At 69.6% G+C, this 17,190-nt stretch carries 19 protein-coding genes; 10 read left to right on the forward strand and 9 right to left on the reverse strand.

Annotated features, from left to right (window positions below; genetic code table 11):
* The first annotated feature begins 12 nt into the window (after positions 1-12).
* From hisB to GGQ93_RS03880, 10 genes are all read left to right on the forward strand, one after another.
* On the forward strand, positions 13-1,437 hold the full coding sequence (gene hisB / locus GGQ93_RS03835) for an imidazoleglycerol-phosphate dehydratase HisB (RefSeq protein ID WP_183215176.1): 1,425 nt from the start codon (positions 13-15) through the stop codon (positions 1,435-1,437).
* Positions 1,434-2,036, forward strand: a complete 603-nt coding sequence (hisH, locus tag GGQ93_RS03840) for an imidazole glycerol phosphate synthase subunit HisH (RefSeq protein WP_183215177.1) — start codon at positions 1,434-1,436, stop codon at positions 2,034-2,036. The genes hisB and hisH overlap by 4 nt, the downstream gene beginning before the upstream one ends.
* A 145-nt stretch (positions 2,037-2,181) precedes the next feature.
* Positions 2,182-2,916 carry a 1-(5-phosphoribosyl)-5-[(5-phosphoribosylamino)methylideneamino]imidazole-4-carboxamide isomerase gene (hisA, locus tag GGQ93_RS03845; RefSeq protein ID WP_183215178.1) on the forward strand — a complete coding sequence of 245 codons (735 nt, stop codon included), beginning with the start codon at positions 2,182-2,184 and terminating at the stop codon, positions 2,914-2,916.
* A complete protein-coding gene (hisF, locus tag GGQ93_RS03850) occupies positions 2,913-3,680 on the forward strand; it encodes an imidazole glycerol phosphate synthase subunit HisF (protein ID WP_183215179.1) in 768 nt (255 codons plus the stop codon). Before hisA ends, hisF begins: the two co-directional genes overlap by 4 nt.
* A 172-nt stretch (positions 3,681-3,852) precedes the next feature.
* A complete protein-coding gene (gene hisIE / locus GGQ93_RS03855) occupies positions 3,853-4,485 on the forward strand; it encodes a bifunctional phosphoribosyl-AMP cyclohydrolase/phosphoribosyl-ATP diphosphatase HisIE (protein WP_183215180.1) in 633 nt (210 codons plus the stop codon).
* A gap of 176 nt (positions 4,486-4,661) precedes the next feature.
* A complete protein-coding gene (zwf, locus tag GGQ93_RS03860) occupies positions 4,662-6,119 on the forward strand; it encodes a glucose-6-phosphate dehydrogenase (protein WP_183215181.1) in 1,458 nt (485 codons plus the stop codon).
* A complete protein-coding gene (pgl, locus tag GGQ93_RS03865; RefSeq protein WP_221233506.1) occupies positions 6,112-6,828 on the forward strand; it encodes a 6-phosphogluconolactonase in 717 nt (238 codons plus the stop codon). Before zwf ends, pgl begins: the two co-directional genes overlap by 8 nt.
* A 1-nt stretch (position 6,829) precedes the next feature.
* A complete protein-coding gene (gene edd, locus GGQ93_RS03870) occupies positions 6,830-8,719 on the forward strand; it encodes a phosphogluconate dehydratase (protein WP_183215182.1) in 1,890 nt (629 codons plus the stop codon).
* Between the two features lie 30 nt (positions 8,720-8,749).
* Positions 8,750-9,721: a glucokinase gene (gene glk, locus GGQ93_RS03875; RefSeq protein ID WP_183215183.1), complete on the forward strand. Its 972-nt coding sequence runs from the start codon at positions 8,750-8,752 to the stop codon at positions 9,719-9,721.
* 78 nt (positions 9,722-9,799) lie between these two features.
* Positions 9,800-10,105, forward strand: coding sequence for a hypothetical protein (locus tag GGQ93_RS03880; protein ID WP_054763988.1), 306 nt, complete (start codon positions 9,800-9,802; stop codon positions 10,103-10,105).
* Positions 10,106-10,232: 127 nt separating this feature from the next.
* Here GGQ93_RS03880 and GGQ93_RS03885 read toward each other — a convergent pair whose 3' ends face one another.
* The 9 genes from GGQ93_RS03885 to GGQ93_RS03925 form a co-directional block, all read right to left on the reverse strand.
* Entirely contained in the window at positions 10,233-11,045 is an 813-nt protein-coding gene (locus tag GGQ93_RS03885) for a DUF1295 domain-containing protein (RefSeq protein ID WP_183215184.1), read from the reverse strand.
* 39 nt (positions 11,046-11,084) lie between these two features.
* The gene (locus tag GGQ93_RS03890) at positions 11,085-11,666 is read right to left on the reverse strand and encodes a nucleotidyltransferase family protein (RefSeq protein ID WP_183215185.1); all 582 of its coding nucleotides are present in this window, start codon (positions 11,664-11,666) and stop codon (positions 11,085-11,087) included.
* Between the two features lie 325 nt (positions 11,667-11,991).
* On the reverse strand, positions 11,992-12,777 hold the full coding sequence (gene thiD / locus GGQ93_RS03895) for a bifunctional hydroxymethylpyrimidine kinase/phosphomethylpyrimidine kinase (RefSeq protein ID WP_183215186.1): 786 nt from the start codon (positions 12,775-12,777) through the stop codon (positions 11,992-11,994).
* Positions 12,778-12,830: 53 nt separating this feature from the next.
* Entirely contained in the window at positions 12,831-13,172 is a 342-nt protein-coding gene (locus GGQ93_RS03900; RefSeq protein ID WP_183215187.1) for a DMT family transporter, read from the reverse strand.
* A gap of 40 nt (positions 13,173-13,212) precedes the next feature.
* On the reverse strand, positions 13,213-14,001 hold the full coding sequence (folP, locus tag GGQ93_RS03905) for a dihydropteroate synthase (protein WP_183215287.1): 789 nt from the start codon (positions 13,999-14,001) through the stop codon (positions 13,213-13,215).
* An 11-nt stretch (positions 14,002-14,012) separates the two neighbouring features.
* Positions 14,013-14,315: a winged helix-turn-helix domain-containing protein gene (locus GGQ93_RS03910; RefSeq protein ID WP_054763993.1), complete on the reverse strand. Its 303-nt coding sequence runs from the start codon at positions 14,313-14,315 to the stop codon at positions 14,013-14,015.
* 3 nt (positions 14,316-14,318) lie between these two features.
* On the reverse strand, positions 14,319-14,969 hold the full coding sequence (locus GGQ93_RS03915) for a hypothetical protein (RefSeq protein ID WP_183215188.1): 651 nt from the start codon (positions 14,967-14,969) through the stop codon (positions 14,319-14,321).
* A 60-nt stretch (positions 14,970-15,029) separates the two neighbouring features.
* Entirely contained in the window at positions 15,030-16,250 is a 1,221-nt protein-coding gene (locus GGQ93_RS03920; RefSeq protein ID WP_182715158.1) for an acyltransferase family protein, read from the reverse strand.
* A 214-nt stretch (positions 16,251-16,464) separates the two neighbouring features.
* Positions 16,465-17,184, reverse strand: coding sequence for a c-type cytochrome (locus GGQ93_RS03925; RefSeq protein WP_054763996.1), 720 nt, complete (start codon positions 17,182-17,184; stop codon positions 16,465-16,467).
* Positions 17,185-17,190 lie beyond the last annotated feature (6 nt).

Raw genomic sequence — 17,190 nt, forward strand, 5'->3', positions numbered from 1 at the left:
AAGAGCCGCCCGATGACCCTGCCCGCCCCCTATCCCCCGCTGGTCTCCGGCGGCGAGGGCCTGGACCGCTATCCGGGCGAGGCCGCCGCCCTCCCCGCCCGCATGGCGGCGATCTACGCCGTGCCAGCCGACCAGGTCCTGCCGGTGCGCGGCCTGACCCATGGGCTGGAGCTGGTCTGGCGCCTCGCCGCCCGCGACGGCGGATCGGTCGAGGCGCCCAAGGCCGAGCCCTATGACCGTCTCGCCGCCATCTATCCGGCCAGGGGCGAGGTCGCGGCCGTGGTCGTCCGCGCCCTGGGCTCGCCCGAGGCGGTCGCCGAAATGGCCGCCCGCGTCGCCCCCGCCCTGCTGGTGGTGGACGAGGGCCTGATCGAATTCTCCGACAGCGTCTCCGCCGCCACCGTCGTGGCCGATCAGCCCAACCTGGTCGTGCTGCGCAGCCTGTCCCTGGCCTATGGCCTGGCCGGCGCCCGCGTCGGCGCCGCCATCGCCCAGGCCCCGACCCTGGCCCGCCTCGCCTCGGTGCTGGAGCCCTACGCCCTGCCCGAGCCCCTGGTGCGGCTGGCGCTTCAGGCCCTGGATCCGTCGCGGATGATCGAGACCGCGGAGCGGATCGCCTCGGTCCGGCGCGAGCGCGAGCGGCTGGCCCGCGAACTGGGCCGCGACCTGACGATCGAGCCCGGCGTCGGCCCCATTCTGATGGCCCGGCCGCAAGACCCCGCCGCCGCCCTGGCCGCTCTGAAGACCTATGGGATCGAGGCCGACCTGTCCGGCGACCGGTTGCGGCTGCCCGTCTCGATCAAGCCCGAGGTCAACGACCGGCTGCTGGCCGCCTTCGGCCTGACGCCCGCCAAGCGCCGTCCGGCCCGCCTCGGCCAGGCCGTGCGCGATACGAAAGAGACCCGCATCGTCTGCGCCGTCGATCTGGACGCCCCCGGCCCGATCAAGATCGAGACCGGCGTCGGCTTCTTCGACCATATGCTGGAGCAGATCGCGGCCCACGGCGGCTTCTCCCTGCGGCTGCAGTGCGAGGGCGACCTGCACACCGACCCCCACCACACCATCGAGGACAGCGCCATCGCCCTGGGCCAGGCGCTGAAACAGGCGCTGGGCGAGCGTAAGGGAATCGCCCGCTACGGCTTCGTCCTGCCGATGGACGAGGCCAATGCGACGGTCTCCATCGACCTGTCCGGCCGGCCCTATCCGCTGTTCGAAGGGGCGTTCGAGACGCCCTTCATCGGCGACTACCGCACCGACCTGACCGCCCACGTCTTCCGCTCACTGGCCGAGGCCATGGGCGCCGCCGTCCATATCTCGGTCACAGGCCAGGACGACCACCACAAGACCGAAGCCGTCTACAAGGCCTTCGGCCGAGCGCTCCGTCAGGCCATCCGGGTCGAGGGCGATGCGGTGCCGAGCACGAAGGGGGTGTTGTGACCGAGGTCGCCGTCATCGCCTACGGCGCCGGCAATGTCGCCTCGGTCCAGTTCGCGCTCGAGCGGCTGGGCGCGACCGTGCGCCTGACCGACGATCCCGCCGTGATCACAGACGCCGAACGGGTCATCCTGCCCGGCGTCGGGGCGGCCGGCTACGCCATGAGCCGCCTGTCCGAACTGGGCCTGGTCGAACCGATCCGCGCCTTCCCCCGTCCCCTGCTGGGCGTCTGCCTGGGCCAGCAACTTCTGTTCGAAACCAGCCAGGAGGGCGAAGGCGTCGATCTGCTGGGCTTCATCCCCGGCGCCGTGTCCCGGCTGGAGCCGGCGGGCGCCCTGCCCGTGCCGCATATGGGCTGGAGCCGGCTGAGGCGCGACCGAGACGACCCGCTGCTGGAGGGGGTCGCCGACGGCGCCTACGCCTATTTCGTCCACGGCTATGTCTGTCCCGACGGCCCCGCCACCCTGGCCCACGCCGACTACGGCGGCCCCGTGCCCGCCATAGTCCGCACCGCCAACCGCTGGGGCTGCCAGTTCCACCCCGAACGCTCGGCCGAGGCCGGGGCGACCATCCTCAAGAACTTCCTGCAGGTCGCCGCATGACCCGCGCCGCCTCCCCCTCCCCGTCATCCTCGGGCTTGACCCGAGGACCGGACCATCCGCCGCTCGTGCGAACGAGGCCCCGCACAAGCCGATCCACGCCCGATCCTCGGGTCAAGCCCGAGGATGACGAACGGAAGCCGACCCCATGCTGATCTACCCCGCCATCGACCTGAAGGACGGCGTCTGCGTGCGCCTGATGCACGGCAAGTTCGACCAGGTGACGCAGTACGACGAACAGCCCGCCGCCCGCCTCAGCGCCTTCGCGGCCGAGGGCGCCGAGTGGATTCACATCGTCGATCTGGACGGGGCCGAGGCGGGCGAGGCGCGCCAGCACGCCCTGATCGGCGAACTGGCCCAGGCCCTCGAGATCAAGATCCAGTCCGGCGGCGGCGTCCGCAGCGCCAATGATGTGGCCAAGCTGCTGGAGGCCGGGGTCTCCCGCGTCGTCGTCGGCTCCCTGGCGGTGACCCAGCCCAATGACGTCGCCGCCTGGCTGAAGGGTTTCGGCCCCGAACGCATCACCCTGGCCCTGGACGTCAAGATCGAGGACGGCGTGCCCGTTCCTGCCCTGAAGGGCTGGACCCAGTCGTCCGGCGTCACCCTGTGGGAGGCGCTGGATCGCTATCCCAAGGGCACGGCCAAACACCTGCTGGTCACAGACGTCGGCCGCGACGGGGCCCTGACCGGCCCCAATCTGGAGCTGCTGGCCGAAATCCGCCGCCGTCGCCCCGATGTCGTCCTTCAGGCGTCCGGCGGCATCTCGTCTCTGGACGATCTCGTCGCGGTCAAGGCCCTGGGCTGCAACGGCGCCATCGTCGGCCGCGCCCTGTACGAGAACCGCTTCACCCTGCCGCAAGCCATAGCGGCGGCCACGGCATGACCGCGCGCCGTATCGTCCCCTGTCTGGACGTCAAGGACGGCCGGGTGGTCAAGGGCGTCAAGTTTGTCGGCCACACCGACATGGGCGACGCCGCTGAACTGGCCGCCCGCTACCGCGACGCCGGCGCCGACGAACTGGTCTTCTACGACATCACCGCCAGCCCCGAGGGCCGGACCCTGGACTACGGCTGGATCAAGGACATCGCCCGGCTGCTGGACATCCCCTTCTGCGTCGCCGGCGGCATCCGCAGCGTCGATCAGGCCGCCCGCTGCCTTGATCACGGGGCGGACAAGGTGTCGATCAACTCCCCCGCCCTGGAGCGTCCCGAACTGATCGCCGAAATGGCCGAGCGGCTGGGCGGGCAATGCGTCGTCGTCGGCGTCGACAGCCGGTTCGAGGACGGCGACTGGGTGGTCCACAAATACACCGGCGATCCCGACGCCCGCCGCTGCGCCGGCAAACGCACCCTGGACTGGCTGGACGAGGCCCAGAGCCTGGGCGCCGGCGAGATCGTTCTGAACTGCATCGACCAGGACGGAGTTCGACGCGGTTATGACGTCGAACAGCTGTCCGCCGCCCGCGCGCGCCTGACCATCCCCCTGATCGCCTCGGGCGGCGCCGGCGCGCCCGAACATTTCCGCGACGTCTTCAATCAGGCCGACGTCTCCGGCGCCCTGGCCGCCAGCGTCTTCCACACCGGCGCCATCGCCATCCCGGACCTGAAGGCCTATCTGGCGGGCGAAGGCCTGGAGATGAGATTGTGACCCGATCCCCGCAATCCTCCCCCCTTGGGGGAGGGGGACCGCGAAGCGGTGGAGGGGGCCCGCCCGCGCGCCGCCGCTCGACGCCCAACACCCCGCACGCCCTTACCCCCTCCACCACCCTTCGGGCGGTCCCCCTCCCCCAGAGGGGGAGGATTTTTGAGGAGATCACCCCATGATCGACCCCGCTGCCATCGACTTCGAAAAAGGAAACGGCCTGGTCCCCGTGGTGGTCCAGGACGCCGCCACGCTCCAGGTCCTGACCCTGGCCTATATGGATCGCGCCGCCCTGGACGAGACGATCCAGTCGGGTGAGGCCACCTTCTTCTCCCGCTCGCGCGGCGGGCGCTGGAGAAAGGGCGAGACCTCGGGCGACCGGCTGCGGGTCGTCTCCATCACCCCCGACTGCGACGGCGACGCCCTGGTCCTGGCGGTCGATCCGGTCGGAAACGCCTGCCACCTGAACCGCACCAGCTGTTTCGGCGCCGCCGACGCGCCGGGTCTCGGCCGCATCGCCCGGCTGGAACAGACTATCGCCGAGCGGGCCGCCGCTGATCCGTCCGAAAGCTGGACCGCCAAACTGGTCGCCCAAGGCCCCAAACGCATCGCCCAGAAGGTCGGCGAAGAGGGGGTGGAGACCGCCCTGGCGGGCGTCGCCGGCCCGGATGAGGAACTCGCCGGCGAGGCGGCGGATTTGATCTATCACCTGCTCGTTCTTCTCCATGTCCGTAACATGGTGTTTCAGGACGTGCTGGACGTGTTGGCCTCGCGGGCGGAAGCGGGCAAAGGCCCAAAGACTAGAGCCTGATCGGTTGAAGTGGAATCGCTTCGCGATTCCGCTGAAGCCGTGAATCAGGCTCCAGATCAAACCGAGAGCATGATTCACGCTTCTGTCGGAACCGCGAAGCGGTTCCGTCCGAAACGATCATGCTCTAGGCCGTAAAGGCGTTCGTCCCGACAAATGGGATATTCGAGGGAATTTCGATGGCGGCTCTCATTCTGTTCGGCGGCGGCGGCGATCTGGCGATGCGGATGCTGTTGCCTTCGCTCTACTTCCTGGAACACGACGGACTCCTGCCCGACGGCCTGAAGATCATCGGCGCCGCCCGCTCCGAGGAGACGGCTGAGGACTATGTCGCCAAGGTCCATGAGGCGGTGAAGGCTCGCGCCGAACAGGATCAGGCCTGGGACGACCATTCCTGGACCCGGATGAAGGCCCGGCTCGACTATCTGGCGGTGGACGCCACCTCGGCCGACAGCCTGAAGCCGCTGAAGGACAAGGTCGGGGACGGCGAGGTCACCTCCTTCCTGGCCGTTTCCCCCTCGCTTTATGGCCGCATCGTCACGGCGATGAAGGCGGCGGGTCTGGCCGAGCGCAACTGCCGCATCGTGCTGGAGAAGCCGGTCGGCCGCGACCTGAAGTCCTTCCTCGAGATCGACGACGCCGTGGCCCACGCCTTCCGCGAGGACCAGGTGTTCCGCATCGACCACTATCTGGGCAAGGAGACGGTCCAGAATCTGACGGCCCTGCGGTTCGGCAACACCATCTTCGAGCCGCTTTGGAACAATCTGACGATCGACCACGTCCAGATCACCATCGGTGAAACGGTGGGGGTCGGCGACCGCTGGCCCTACTATGACGAGTACGGTGCATTGCGCGACATGCTCCAGAACCACATGCTCCAGCTGCTGTGCCTGGTCGCCATGGAACCGCCCAGCGATCTGGATCCGGAGTCCCTGCGTAACGAAAAGGTCAAGGTGCTGCGCAGCCTGCGCCCCATCACCTACGAGGAGGCCGAACGCGTCACCGTGCGCGGCCAGTATGTGGCGGGCGTGTCCGAGGGCAGGCCGGCCAAGGGCTATATCGAGGAGCGCGGCGCACCGTCCGACACCGAGACCTTCGTCGCCATCCGCGCCGACATCGACAACTGGCGCTGGGCGGGCGTGCCCTTCTTCATGCGCACCGGCAAGCGCCTGCCCGAGAAGCGCACCGAAATCGTCATCCAGTTCAAGCCCGTGCCCCACTCCATCTTCGACGATGAAGAGGGTGAGGCGCTGGCCAACCGCATGATCATCGAGCTTCAGCCCGAGGAGGACATCTCCCTGACGGTGATGAACAAGCGGCCCGGCCTGGACAAGCGGATGCAGCTCCAGCCCATCACCATGAGCCTGTCCTGGGGCGTGGACGGCAAGTCCGCCGCCCCCCCGCGCCGCCGCATCGCCTATGAGCGGCTGCTGCTGGACGCCATGGCGGGCGACTCCACCCTGTTCGTACGCCGCGACGAGGCGGAACAGGCGTGGAAATGGGTCGATGAGGTCGCCGAGGCCTGGGCTGAATCCGGCCACAAGCCCGACGAATACGTCGCCGGAACCTGGGGCCCCGACAGCGCCGACATGCTGATGATCCGCACCGGCCGCGACTGGAACACGACCGATGTCTGAGACGCCTGTGATCGAAACCTTCCCCACCGTCGACGCCTGGGCCGAGGCCATCGCCGCCCGCCTGGCCGAGACCCTGGGCGCCGCCGTCCGCGACAAGGACTCCGCCGTCTTCGCCGGCCCCGGCGGGACCACCCCCGCCCCCGTCTATCGCCGCCTCGCTGCGACCGACCTGGACTGGGCCAGGATCGCCGTCACCCTGGTGGACGAACGCTACGTCCCCGAGACCTCGCCTGAGTCCAACGCCCGGCTGATCCGCGACGTCCTGTTGCAGGACAAGGCGGCCGCCGCCCGCTTCATCCCCCTCTATACGCCCGAGGTCACGGTGGACCGGGCCGCCATCGTCGCCGCCCACGCCCTGGCCGATGCGGGCGGGCGTTTCGACGCGGTCCTTCTCGGCATGGGGGAGGATGGCCATATCTGCTCCATGTTCCCTGACAGCCCCACCTTGAAGACGCTTCTGACCCCGACGCTGAAGCCGACGGTGCTGGGCGTGCCCCACGGCCGCGACGGCGCCGCGCCGACGATCGAGCGCCTGTCGATCAACCTGCCCTATCTGATGTCCGCCGGCCGGGTGATCCTGGGCCTGAAGGGCGCCGCCAAACGCCGGGTCTTTGAAGAGCAGGCCAAGGGCGATCCCAAGATCCAGCCCATCGCCGCCCTGATCGCGGCGAACGTTCCCCTTGAAGTTCTGTGGACGGAGGAAGGCTGATATGGCGCTTCATCCCACTGTCGCCGCGGTCACCGACCGCATCATCGAAAAGAGCCGCGCGACCCGCGCCGACTATCTGCGCCGCATGGACGCCGCCCGCGATTCCGGCGCCGGCCGCGCCAAGCTCTCCTGCGCCAACTGGGCCCACGCCTTCGCCGGCCAGACCATAGCCGACAAGCTGACCGCCATGGACGGGTCCAAGCCCAATCTGGGCATCGTCACCGCCTATAACGACATGCTGTCGGCCCACCAGCCGTTCGAGCGCTTCCCCGGCGTGGTCCGCGAAGCGGTGCGTCAGGTCGGCGCCACGGCCCAGGTCGCCGGCGGCACCCCCGCCATGTGCGACGGCGTCACCCAGGGGCGCCCCGGCATGGAGCTGTCCCTGTTCAGCCGCGACGTCATCGCCATGTCCGCCGGCGTGGCCCTGACGCATGACGCCTTCGACGCCGCCCTGATGCTGGGCGTCTGCGACAAGATCGTGCCCGGCCTGTTCATGGGCGCCCTGGCCTTCGGCCATCTGCCCGTCGTCTTCGCCCCGGCCGGCCCCATGCCCTCGGGCATTCCGAACGCGGAGAAAGCCCGCGTCCGCGCCGAATACGCCCAGAACAAGGTCGATCGCCAGACCCTGCTGGAAAGCGAGATCGGCTCCTACCACTCGCCCGGCACCTGCACCTTCTACGGCACCGCCAACTCCAACCAGATGATGATGGAGCTGGGGGGCTTGCACATGCCCTCCACCGCCTTCGTCCATCCCGACACCGGCCTGCGCGACGCCCTGACCGCCGCCGCCGCCCAGCGCGCCGTCGAACTGGCCCGCAGCGGCGAGGGCCGCATGGCCGACGTGATCGACGAAAAGTCCATCGTCAACATGATCGTGGCCCTCTTGGCCACCGGCGGCTCGACCAATCACGCCATCCACTTGGTCGCCATGGCGCGGGCGGCGGGGGTTCTGATCGACTGGACCGACATGGACGAGCTGTCGTCCGTCACCCCCCTGCTGGCGCGGGTCTATCCCAACGGCTCGGCCGATGTGAACGCCTTCCAGGCCGCCGGGGGCGTCGCCTTCGTGGCGCGCGAACTGGCCGAGCACGGCCATATCCACACCGATGTCGTCACCATCATGGGCAAGGGGATCGAGCCCTATTTCCAGGAACCGTCGATGGTGGACGGCCAGCTAGTCTGGCGCGACGGGGTCAAGCAGAGCCTGGATCTCGACATCCTGCGCCCCGCCTCCGACCCGTTCGACAAGGAGGGGGGCTTGCGTCTGGTCAAGGGCGACCTGGGCCGCGCGGTCATCAAGGTTTCGGCGGTCAAGCCCGAGAACCGCATCGTCGAGGCCCCCGCCGCCGTCTTCGAAACCCAGGAAGACGCGCTGCAAGCCTTCAAGGACGGCAAGCTGTTCCGCGACGTCGTCGTGGTCCTGCGCTTCCAGGGCCCGAGGGCCAACGGCATGCCCGAACTGCACAGCCTGTCGCCGGCCCTGTCGGTCATCCAAGACAAGGGGTTCAAGGTCGCCTTCGTCACCGACGGCCGCATGTCGGGCGCCAGCGGCAAGACCCCGGCCGCCATCCACGTCTCGCCTGAGGCCCTGGCCGGCGGCCCCCTGGCCCATGTGAAGGACGGCGACGTCATCCGTCTGGACGCCGAGGCCGGGGTTCTGACCACGGTCGGCGTCGACGGCCTGACCGACCGGCCCGCCGCCGCCCGCTCCGCCGTCCACGCCGAGGGTTCGGCCTGGGGCTATGGCCGCGAACTGTTCGGCGCCTTCCGCCATGTGGTCACCACGGCGGAAGAGGGGGCGACCGTCTGCTTCGCCTTCCCCTCCGGCGCCCAGGCCCATACGGACACCCCGCCCGACCCCAATCTCGTCGACCGGACCGTCGACGCCTGATCCGACGCACCGACTGCAGGAAACGACCCTATGACTGACAAGACCCTCCTCGTCGGAGACGTCGGCGGCACCAACGCCCGTTTCGCCGTCGCTCGCATGATCGACGGCAAGCCCGTGCTGGACCACCACGAGAGCTTCCCGGCCGAAACCTATCCGACCTTCCTGGAAGGGGTGGCCGCCTTCATCGAGGGCTGCGAGGTCAAGCCGACCGGCGGCGTCATCGCCGTGGCCGGCCCCGTCACCGACGGCGCCATCGACCTGACCAACTCGCCCTGGCAGGTGTCGGAAAGCGAGCTGTCCACCCTGGGTCTTTCGCCGGTCAAGCTGATCAACGATTTCGAGGCCCTGGCCTGGGGCGCCCCCATCGTGCCGGAAGACCAGTTGGAAAGCCTGGGCGGCCCCGTCGACGGCGACCCGCATTCCACCGTCGCCGTCCTGGGCCCCGGCACCGGCTTCGGCGTCTCGGCCCTGGTGCGCGACGCCCACGGCAAGGAGATGGCCATGCCGTCCGAAGGCGGCCACGCCTGTTTCCCCCCCGGCGATCCGGTCGAGGACGAGATCCTGCGCATCCTGCGCCGCCGCTATGACCGCGTCTCGATCGAGCGTCTGATCTGCGGCCCCGGCCTGTTGAACATGCACCGGGCCCTGGCCGAGATCGACGGCCGCGAGACCCATATCGACGACCCGGCCCAGATCACCGCGACGGCCCTGGCCGATCCGAACAGCCCCTGCGGCGCCACCCTGGCCCGCTTCTGCGCCATCCTGGGCGCGGTCGCCGGCGACATCGCCCTGACCACGGGCGCGCGCGGCGGCGTCTATATCGCCGGCGGCATCGTCCCGCGCATCCTGCCCTTCATCAAGGCCAGCCCCTTCCGCCAGCGGTTCGAGCGCAAGGGCCGGTTCAAGGAATACATGCAGGAGATCCCGACCAAGGTGATCATGCACAAACACGCCGCCCTCCTGGGCGCCGCCCGCGTCGCCTTCGCCGAAGCCGAGGGCTGAGATCACGAAAATCTCACGGCGGCGTGAACTGAACCGCCGCCGTGACGTTTCCCTGCCTCCACAACGGAAGGAAACGTCATGAAAAAGATCGCTGTCGCCGCCGCCTCCCTGTTCGTCCTGTCGGGCGTCGCCGCCTGCGGTGAAAGCGCCGCTGACAAGGCCGCCGAGAACCGCGCCGACGCCGTCGAGGCCCAGGGCGAAGCCCGCGCCGACCAGCTGGAAGCCCAGGCCGACGCCGCCCCGACCGACGCTCAGAAGGACGCCCTGAACCGCCAGGCCGACCAGGTCGAGGAAAACGCCGACCGCCGCGCCGATCAGATCGAGCAACAGGGCGGCAACGCCGACGGCGGCATGACTACCCACAACACCCCGACCACCAACTAAGGTCGGCGTCTAGGCGATCCGTCGCCCCGCCCCCCGTCCGTCATCCTCGGGCTTGACCCGAGGACCGGGCGCGGGGCGGTCTGTGCTTCGCCCGTTCGCACCAGCGGCGGATCATCTGATCCTCGGGTCAAGCCCGAGGATGACGGGAGGGCGGCCACGGCACAAACGCACTCGTCCGCTTCACATAGTCCGCATAGCCCGGCCGCGACCGGTTGATCGCCTTTTCGGTAATCCCGATCCCCGACCAGCGCGTCAGGGTGAAGGTCAGGAAGATCGGCCCGGCGATGGACCACAGGCCCACGCCCGTCTCGGCCGCGATCAGCCACAGCCCCCACCAGACGCAGGCGTCGCCGAAATAGTTCGGATGGCGCGTATAGCGCCACAGGCCGGTGTCCAGCACCTTGCCCTTATTGGCCGGATCGCTTCTGAAGGCCGCCAGCTGGGCGTCGCCCGTGCTTTCGATGACGATCCCCGCCAGGGCCAGCCCCGCCCCGATCAGGGCGAGCCCCCCCGCCGCCGGCGCGTCGGCGACCTGGCCCAGCTGCACCGGCAGGGCCGTCAGCCAGGCCAGAAAGGCCTGGGGCAGAAAGACGAACAGCAGGGCCGTCTTGGCGAAGGACCAGCCCTTGTTCCGTTCCTGATCCTCGACGATCTGCACATAGCGGCCGTCCGCCCCGCTGGCCCGCCACCGCCCGAACAGATGCAGCCCCAGCCGCAGCGCCCAGACTGCGCAGATCACGACCAGCAGGGTCTTGCGCGTCGGATCGCCGTCGGTCCGCGGCAGGGTGACCAGGGCCAGCAGCAACATGCCCAAGGGCCAAACCGCATCGACGAAACTGACGTCCTTCAGCCTCAGAGCGACCAGCCATAGCCCCAGCATCACGGCGACGATCAGGACCAGGTTCTGGGCCAGGAGGATGAGGACGTCGGTCAGGGTCATACGGCCGATACGTGTCGCCGCGCGCCCTGGATGCGCGTCCTAGACGGATTCAACCACCGTCAGCTCCGGCCAACGCCCCCGCGCACTCTCGATGGTCCTGGCCCAGCCCTTGGCGGCCGGCCGGTTCGGATTCGGCCGCACGACCATGGCGAACACGTCCTCCAGCCCGAAAGGCGCCGCCACGGTGATCGCATCGTCCGCCTCCAGCCGCACCCCGACGGCGAAGGTCGGGGCCACGAACCGGCCCAGGGCTTCGTCGGTCGAGCCGAGCGGTTCATAGGGTTCCCCGAACCGGTTTTCGAACCACAGATGCACCCGCGCCTGGTTGCGCACCTCCACCTGGCTGCGGAAGGGCTCGTCAAAGGCGGCGGCGACCCGTTTGATCACCCCGTCCTCGGCCTCGTAGGACAGGTCCGATCCGTCGAAATAGGCCAGGTCGTAATCCTTGATCCCATACCCCGCCGGCCGCCCCGTCCTGGCGTTCCACACCGCCTGATAGACGCCGCCCGACACCAGCCGCCAGTCGGGCAGGCCCAGGTCCCGCACCGTCCGCAAGACGTGCATCAGGCCGGGATCGGCGCGGACGATGTCGATCAGCTTCTGGCTCAGGGGGTCGTTCATCCGCCTCCCTTACCCTTCCCGTCCGATCAAGGGGAGACGCCGTCCGCCTTCATCCCCAGATGCGCGCCGGTCGCCGTTACGCCCGCATCGTCCGAAAGGAGTTCTCGCCCCATCAAGGGCTTGGAGCGCCCGCCTGCGAAATACCCGGCGCCCGTCCCGACGGCCCTATACTGGCGCCCCCGGTCTTTGACATCGCAACGCGCGCAGAGCGCGCCCCCGCCGGACAGTCCGATCGGAGTTCGACCGTTTTCTCTGCGAAAACAAAGCCCGTCGGACAGATCGGACACATCGGACACCTTTTTTCGGTGTCCGACGGACCGCCGCCTCAGCCCCGCACGGGCCAGCCGTGATCCAGCGGCCCGTGTCCGCCGCCGAGACCCGGCGCCCGCCGGATCGCCTCGCCGACATAGGCCCAGGCTTCGGCGACCGCGACCTCCAGCGGCCGCCCCAGGGCCAGACCCGCCGCGCACGCGCTGGCCAGGGTGCAGCCGGTGCCGTGGGTGTGGCGGGTGTCGATCCGCTCGGCCTCCAGCACCGTCTCCCCATCGGCCGTCATCAAGAGGTCGATCACCGTCGGCCCGTCCACATGGCCGCCCTTCATCAGCACGGCCTTGGCGCCCAGTTTCAGCAGGGCCTCGCCCGCCCGCCTCTGGCCGTCGATGTCGCGCACCTCAAGCCCGGTCAGGGCCTCGGCCTCGGGCGCATTGGGGGTCAGAAGGGCCGCGCGCGGGATCATCAGGCTCCGAACCGCCTCCACCGCCGCATTGGGCAGCAGGGGATGGCCGCCCTTGGCCACCATGACCGGATCGACCACGGCAGGGGCCTTGGCTTCGTCCAGCAGGGCCGCCACCGTCTCGACCACCTCCACCGAGCCCAGCATGCCGGTCTTGACCGCATCGGTCCCGATGTCCTCCAGCACCGCCCGCGCCTGGGCCGTGATGACTTCCAGCGGCAGGGGATGGACGCCGTGAACCCCCAGGGTGTTCTGGACCGTGATCGCCGTGATCGCCGTGGCGGCGAACCCGCCCATCATCGTCACCGCCTTGATGTCGGCCTGGACCCCCGCGCCCCCGCCGCTGTCCGACCCCGCCAGGATCAGGACCCGTCCCATTTTTCTTTCGCTACCGCCGCCCGCGCGGCCGGCGTCTGCTTGAGCGAGGCTCATCAGTGCGCCCCCGAGAACAGCTTTAAGCCCACGATCCCGGCCACGATCAGCAGGATGCACACCGCCCGCACCGCCGTCGCCGGCTCGCCGTATACGACGATCCCCACCAGGGCCGCGCCCACCGCCCCGATCCCCGTCCAGATCGCATAGGCCGTGCCGATCGGCAGCCTCTGGGTCGCCACCCACAGCAGGATCATGCTGGCCGCCAGGGCGATCAGCACCCCCAGCGAGGTCAGCGGCCTTTGCAGGCTGACGTTCTTGAGGCCGGACGCCCACAGCACTTCCAGCAGGCCGGCGACGACCAGCGTCGCCCACGGATTGATCGACATCACCCAGGACATGGGGACCAGATGGCGCAGGCCGTCGCCGGGGGCAAGCGTGTCACTCCGCCGCCGCCACCGCCGCCTGAAGCTTCAGCGCCTGAACCGTCTCGCGCACGTCATGGACCCGCACCATCCGCGCCCCGCGCCGCGCCCCCTCAAGCGCCAGGGCCAGCGAGCCGCCCAGCCGGTCCGTCGCCTCCACCGCCGTCGCATCCACCGCCTGGATCGTCCGCTTGCGGCTGGCGGCGTAAAGCACTGGAAAGCCCAGCCCGACCAGTTCGCCCAGCCGCGCCGTCAGGGCCATATTGTGCGCCGGGGTCTTGCCGAAGCCGATCCCCGGATCCAGCCAGATCCGCTCGCGCGCCACCCCCCCCGCCGTCGCCGCCTCGGCCCGGCCCAGCAGATAGGCCCGGACCTCGGCGACCACGTCCTCATACTGGGGATCGGCCTGCATGGTCCGGGGTTCGCCCCTCATGTGCATCAGCACCACCTCGCACCCCAGCTCGGCCGCGACGGCTGCGCTGTCCGGCGCATGGCTCAGGGCGGTCACGTCGTTCCACATCGTCGCCCCGGCGGCGACGGCGGCCCGAGCCACGGCCGGCTTCATCGTATCGACGCTGATCGGGCCGCCCCAGCGAGCGCGAACGGCCTCGATCACCGGAACGACCCGGTCGATCTCCTGGGCCTCGCTGACCGGCTCGGCGCCCGGCCGGGTGCTCTCGCCCCCGACGTCCAGCACCTCGGCCCCCTGCTCGACCAGCCGCATCGCCTGGTCCGCCGCCGCCTCGGTCGACGCCCATCGCCCCCCGTCCGAGAAGCTGTCGGGCGTGACGTTGACGATGCCCATGACCTTGACCGTCACGCCTTCCTCCCGATCAGTCCGCCCAGAGCCTCCAGATAGGCGTCGAAGGCCTTGCGCCCTTCAAGCGTGATCGCCGCCCGCGTCAGGGGCTTGTTGTTCACGAAGCTCTTGGAGATGGCGACATAGCCCGCCTCCTCCAGCTTCTTCAGATGCACCGACAGATTGCCCTGGGTCGCCTCCAGCACCGTCTTCAGCTCGGTGAAGTCGGCGGCCTCGACGTCGGCCAGATAGACCATGATCCCCAGCCGCATCCGGCCGTGGATGACCTCGTCGATTCGCCCCAGGTCGTTCAGCCCCATGGGTCAGGCGGCGTCCGCAGCCGGGCGGGCCTTCAAGGCTTCGCGGGTGATGATCCAGCCTGGCCCGGCGAACAGCAGGAACAGAGCCGCCGTCGCGACGAGCAGATAGGCCAGGGGCTCGCGGACCAACAGCCCCAGGGCCACCGCCGTCGCCCATCCCCCGATCGACGCCGCCAGCATCCAGCCCTTCTTCTTCAGCGCCCAGGCCACATACCAGGCGGCCGACTGGAGCGCGAAGATCATCGCCGGATAATAGAGCCAGACGGCGAAGTCCTGGTCTCGCGCCGAGCCGAAGCCGAAGACGATGACGATGGCCAGATTGGCCATGCCCGCCCCGCTGAAGGCGGCGTTCAGGGTGCGGGTGACGACGGGGCTGGCCTTGGGCCGCTTGCGGTCCTCCCGGATGGCCCAGGCCATCACCAGCAGGAAGGCGACGGTCACGCCTGTGACGAAGGCCAGGCTGATCGGCCCGGGCCAGCGGATCACCCCCGCCGCCTGTCCGAGGTGAAACAGGCACTGCAGCCCGTACAGCAGGCCGCCAGCCAGATAGAGGACGCCCATGGTCAGTGTGGCTCTCGGATCGCCCCCGCCCTGGACGATCGATCGAAGGAAGGCCAGGTCGGCCTCGGGCGAGCTGCGGGACGTGTCGTTCATCGATGATTCCTCTGCGGCTTGCGCGTCCTTCGGATGGACGCGGCGACGGGGGTTGGCAAGCTATTCGGCGGGCGACGGGGCTGAGGCGGCCGGGCGACGCCGCCACGGAACCCGGCGGCCGTTCAGCCAGCGGCCCATGAAGCTGTGGCGGATCAGCAGCTCATAGCCGGCGATCGACGCCGCCAGCGCCCCGCCGACGATCAAGGCCAGTTTGACCGGCCAGGCTAGGCTCCAGTCCTGCACCAGCACCTGACCGACCATCACCAGCGGCAGATGGACGATGTAGATCCAATAGGCCGCATCGGCGAGATAGCGCCGCACCGCGCTGTGGCCCGAGCAGAACCGAACGGCCACGGCGACCGCCGCCAGGCTGGAGGCGTAGACGGCGACCCCGAAGGCGCCCGCCGCCGCCGCCTTGATCGCCGGATCGGTGATAGGCTCCAACCTGGGATTGGGACCGCCCGCCAGAGCCAGGGCCGTCGCGCCTGCCGCCAGGGCGAGGCCGAGATGAAGCGGCCACCGCGCCGCGATCCGCTCGAGCAGGTCGCGGCGCCGGTCCAGCAGGGCGCCCAGGCCGAAGGCCAGTCCGAACCCGACCAGGGCCGGGGTGTTGGGGATCAGGCCCGCGTCGGGCGTCGGCACGCCGAAGAAGGCGACCCAGTTCGGATGCAGCCACAGGGCCAGGGCCAGGGGCGCGCCCAGGACGACGGCGCCGCCCGGCTGAACCAGCAACGCCGTCGCGCGATCCACCACCGCCCGCCCCCAGCCGCCCTGCCGGTCCAGGGCCGCGAACGGCGCCCGCACGACGACTAGGCCGACATAGAAGATCAGCAGGACCCACAGGAACCACAGATGGGTCAACGGCAGATTGGTCCAGTCATAGGTCGGAGGCGGCGGCGCATCGGCCGCCGTCATGCCTTGCAGGCCCGCATTCCAGATCAGGACCGCGACAATGGCCGCCAGCGACGGCCCCCAGAAGACCGCCAGCGGTCCCGCAATCCGCGCCAGCCGGTTGATCCCGAACCGCACCAGCCCCCGCCGCGCCAGCATCATATGGGCGAACAGACCCGCAATCAGAAAGAAGGTCGCCATCCGAAACAGGTGAATGGCGAAGAAAAGGCCGCTGGCCCAGACCGACCGCTGATCGTCGGCCACCACCCAGATCGGCGTCGGAAAGAAGGCCATGGCGCCGTGGAGCACCAAACCCAGGAGCAGGGCGGCGCCCCGTAGGGCGTCCAGGCCGTGAAGGCGCTCGCCCGTCTTGATGTCGTCTGCGGCCATGATCCTCGTCTCCCTGTTCGAGAGACATATTGCACAGACTTGTTTGTTTTTCAAACTTGTTCGCCAAAGGCCACCTCGTGGCGTTTCGACTGGGCGTTCGGGGCGACCGCCCGACCGGCGCCCTTAAGGTCGACCGCTTCGTTAGAAACGAAAAACGCCCGGGATCCTAAGACGCCGGGCGAAGATCGATGAGGGCGGCCCGTCGGGCGCGCGATCAGCTGTTCGGCGGCGCCGGGCTGGTGGCGGCGGGCGGCGCGGCCGGGGTCGCCTGGGTGGTCGCCGGTTCGCCGACGGCGGGGGCCTCGCCCGTCGCCTCGGTGGCGGGGGCGCCCTCGGCCGGGGCGGCTTCACCCTCGGCGGGGGCGGCGGCGCCGGGCTGGCGGGCCGGATCGGGCGCGGGGATGGCGAAGCCGCTCGAGCCCTGGCTGCGCAGCCAGGCGATCAGATTGATCCGGGTCTGGGTGTCGCGGATGCCGGCGAAGGACATCTTGGTGCCGGGCACATAGCGGGCGGGGGCGGTGATGAAGCTGTTCAGCTGGTCATAGCCCCAGGTCGGCGCCTCGGCCTTGTGCTTGGCCATGGCGTCCGAATAGGCGAAGCCGGCGCGGTGCATGACCGGGCCGCCCACCACCCCGTACAGATTCGGGCCGATGCCGTCCGCCCCGCCCTGCGTCGCGTTATGGCAGGCCTGGCAACGGGCGAAGGCGGCCTCGCCGGCGGCCAGGTCGGCGGTCGGCAGGACCGTGCCCCAGTCCGGCGGCAGCTCGGCCTGTTCGGCGCCGGCGACCTCATCCGGCGCATCGACGAAATAGCCCATCTTTTCCGGCGGTTCGGAATGATAGATCAGGCCCGACGCCTGTTGAACGACCAGGATGACGAAGGCCGTCCCCAGAGCCGCGCCGAAAATCTTGTTCCACTTTAGATCGCCGCTCATGCGCGT

The sequence above is a fragment of the Brevundimonas aurantiaca genome (genome assembly GCF_014199955.1).
GTDB lineage: Bacteria > Pseudomonadota > Alphaproteobacteria > Caulobacterales > Caulobacteraceae > Brevundimonas > Brevundimonas aurantiaca.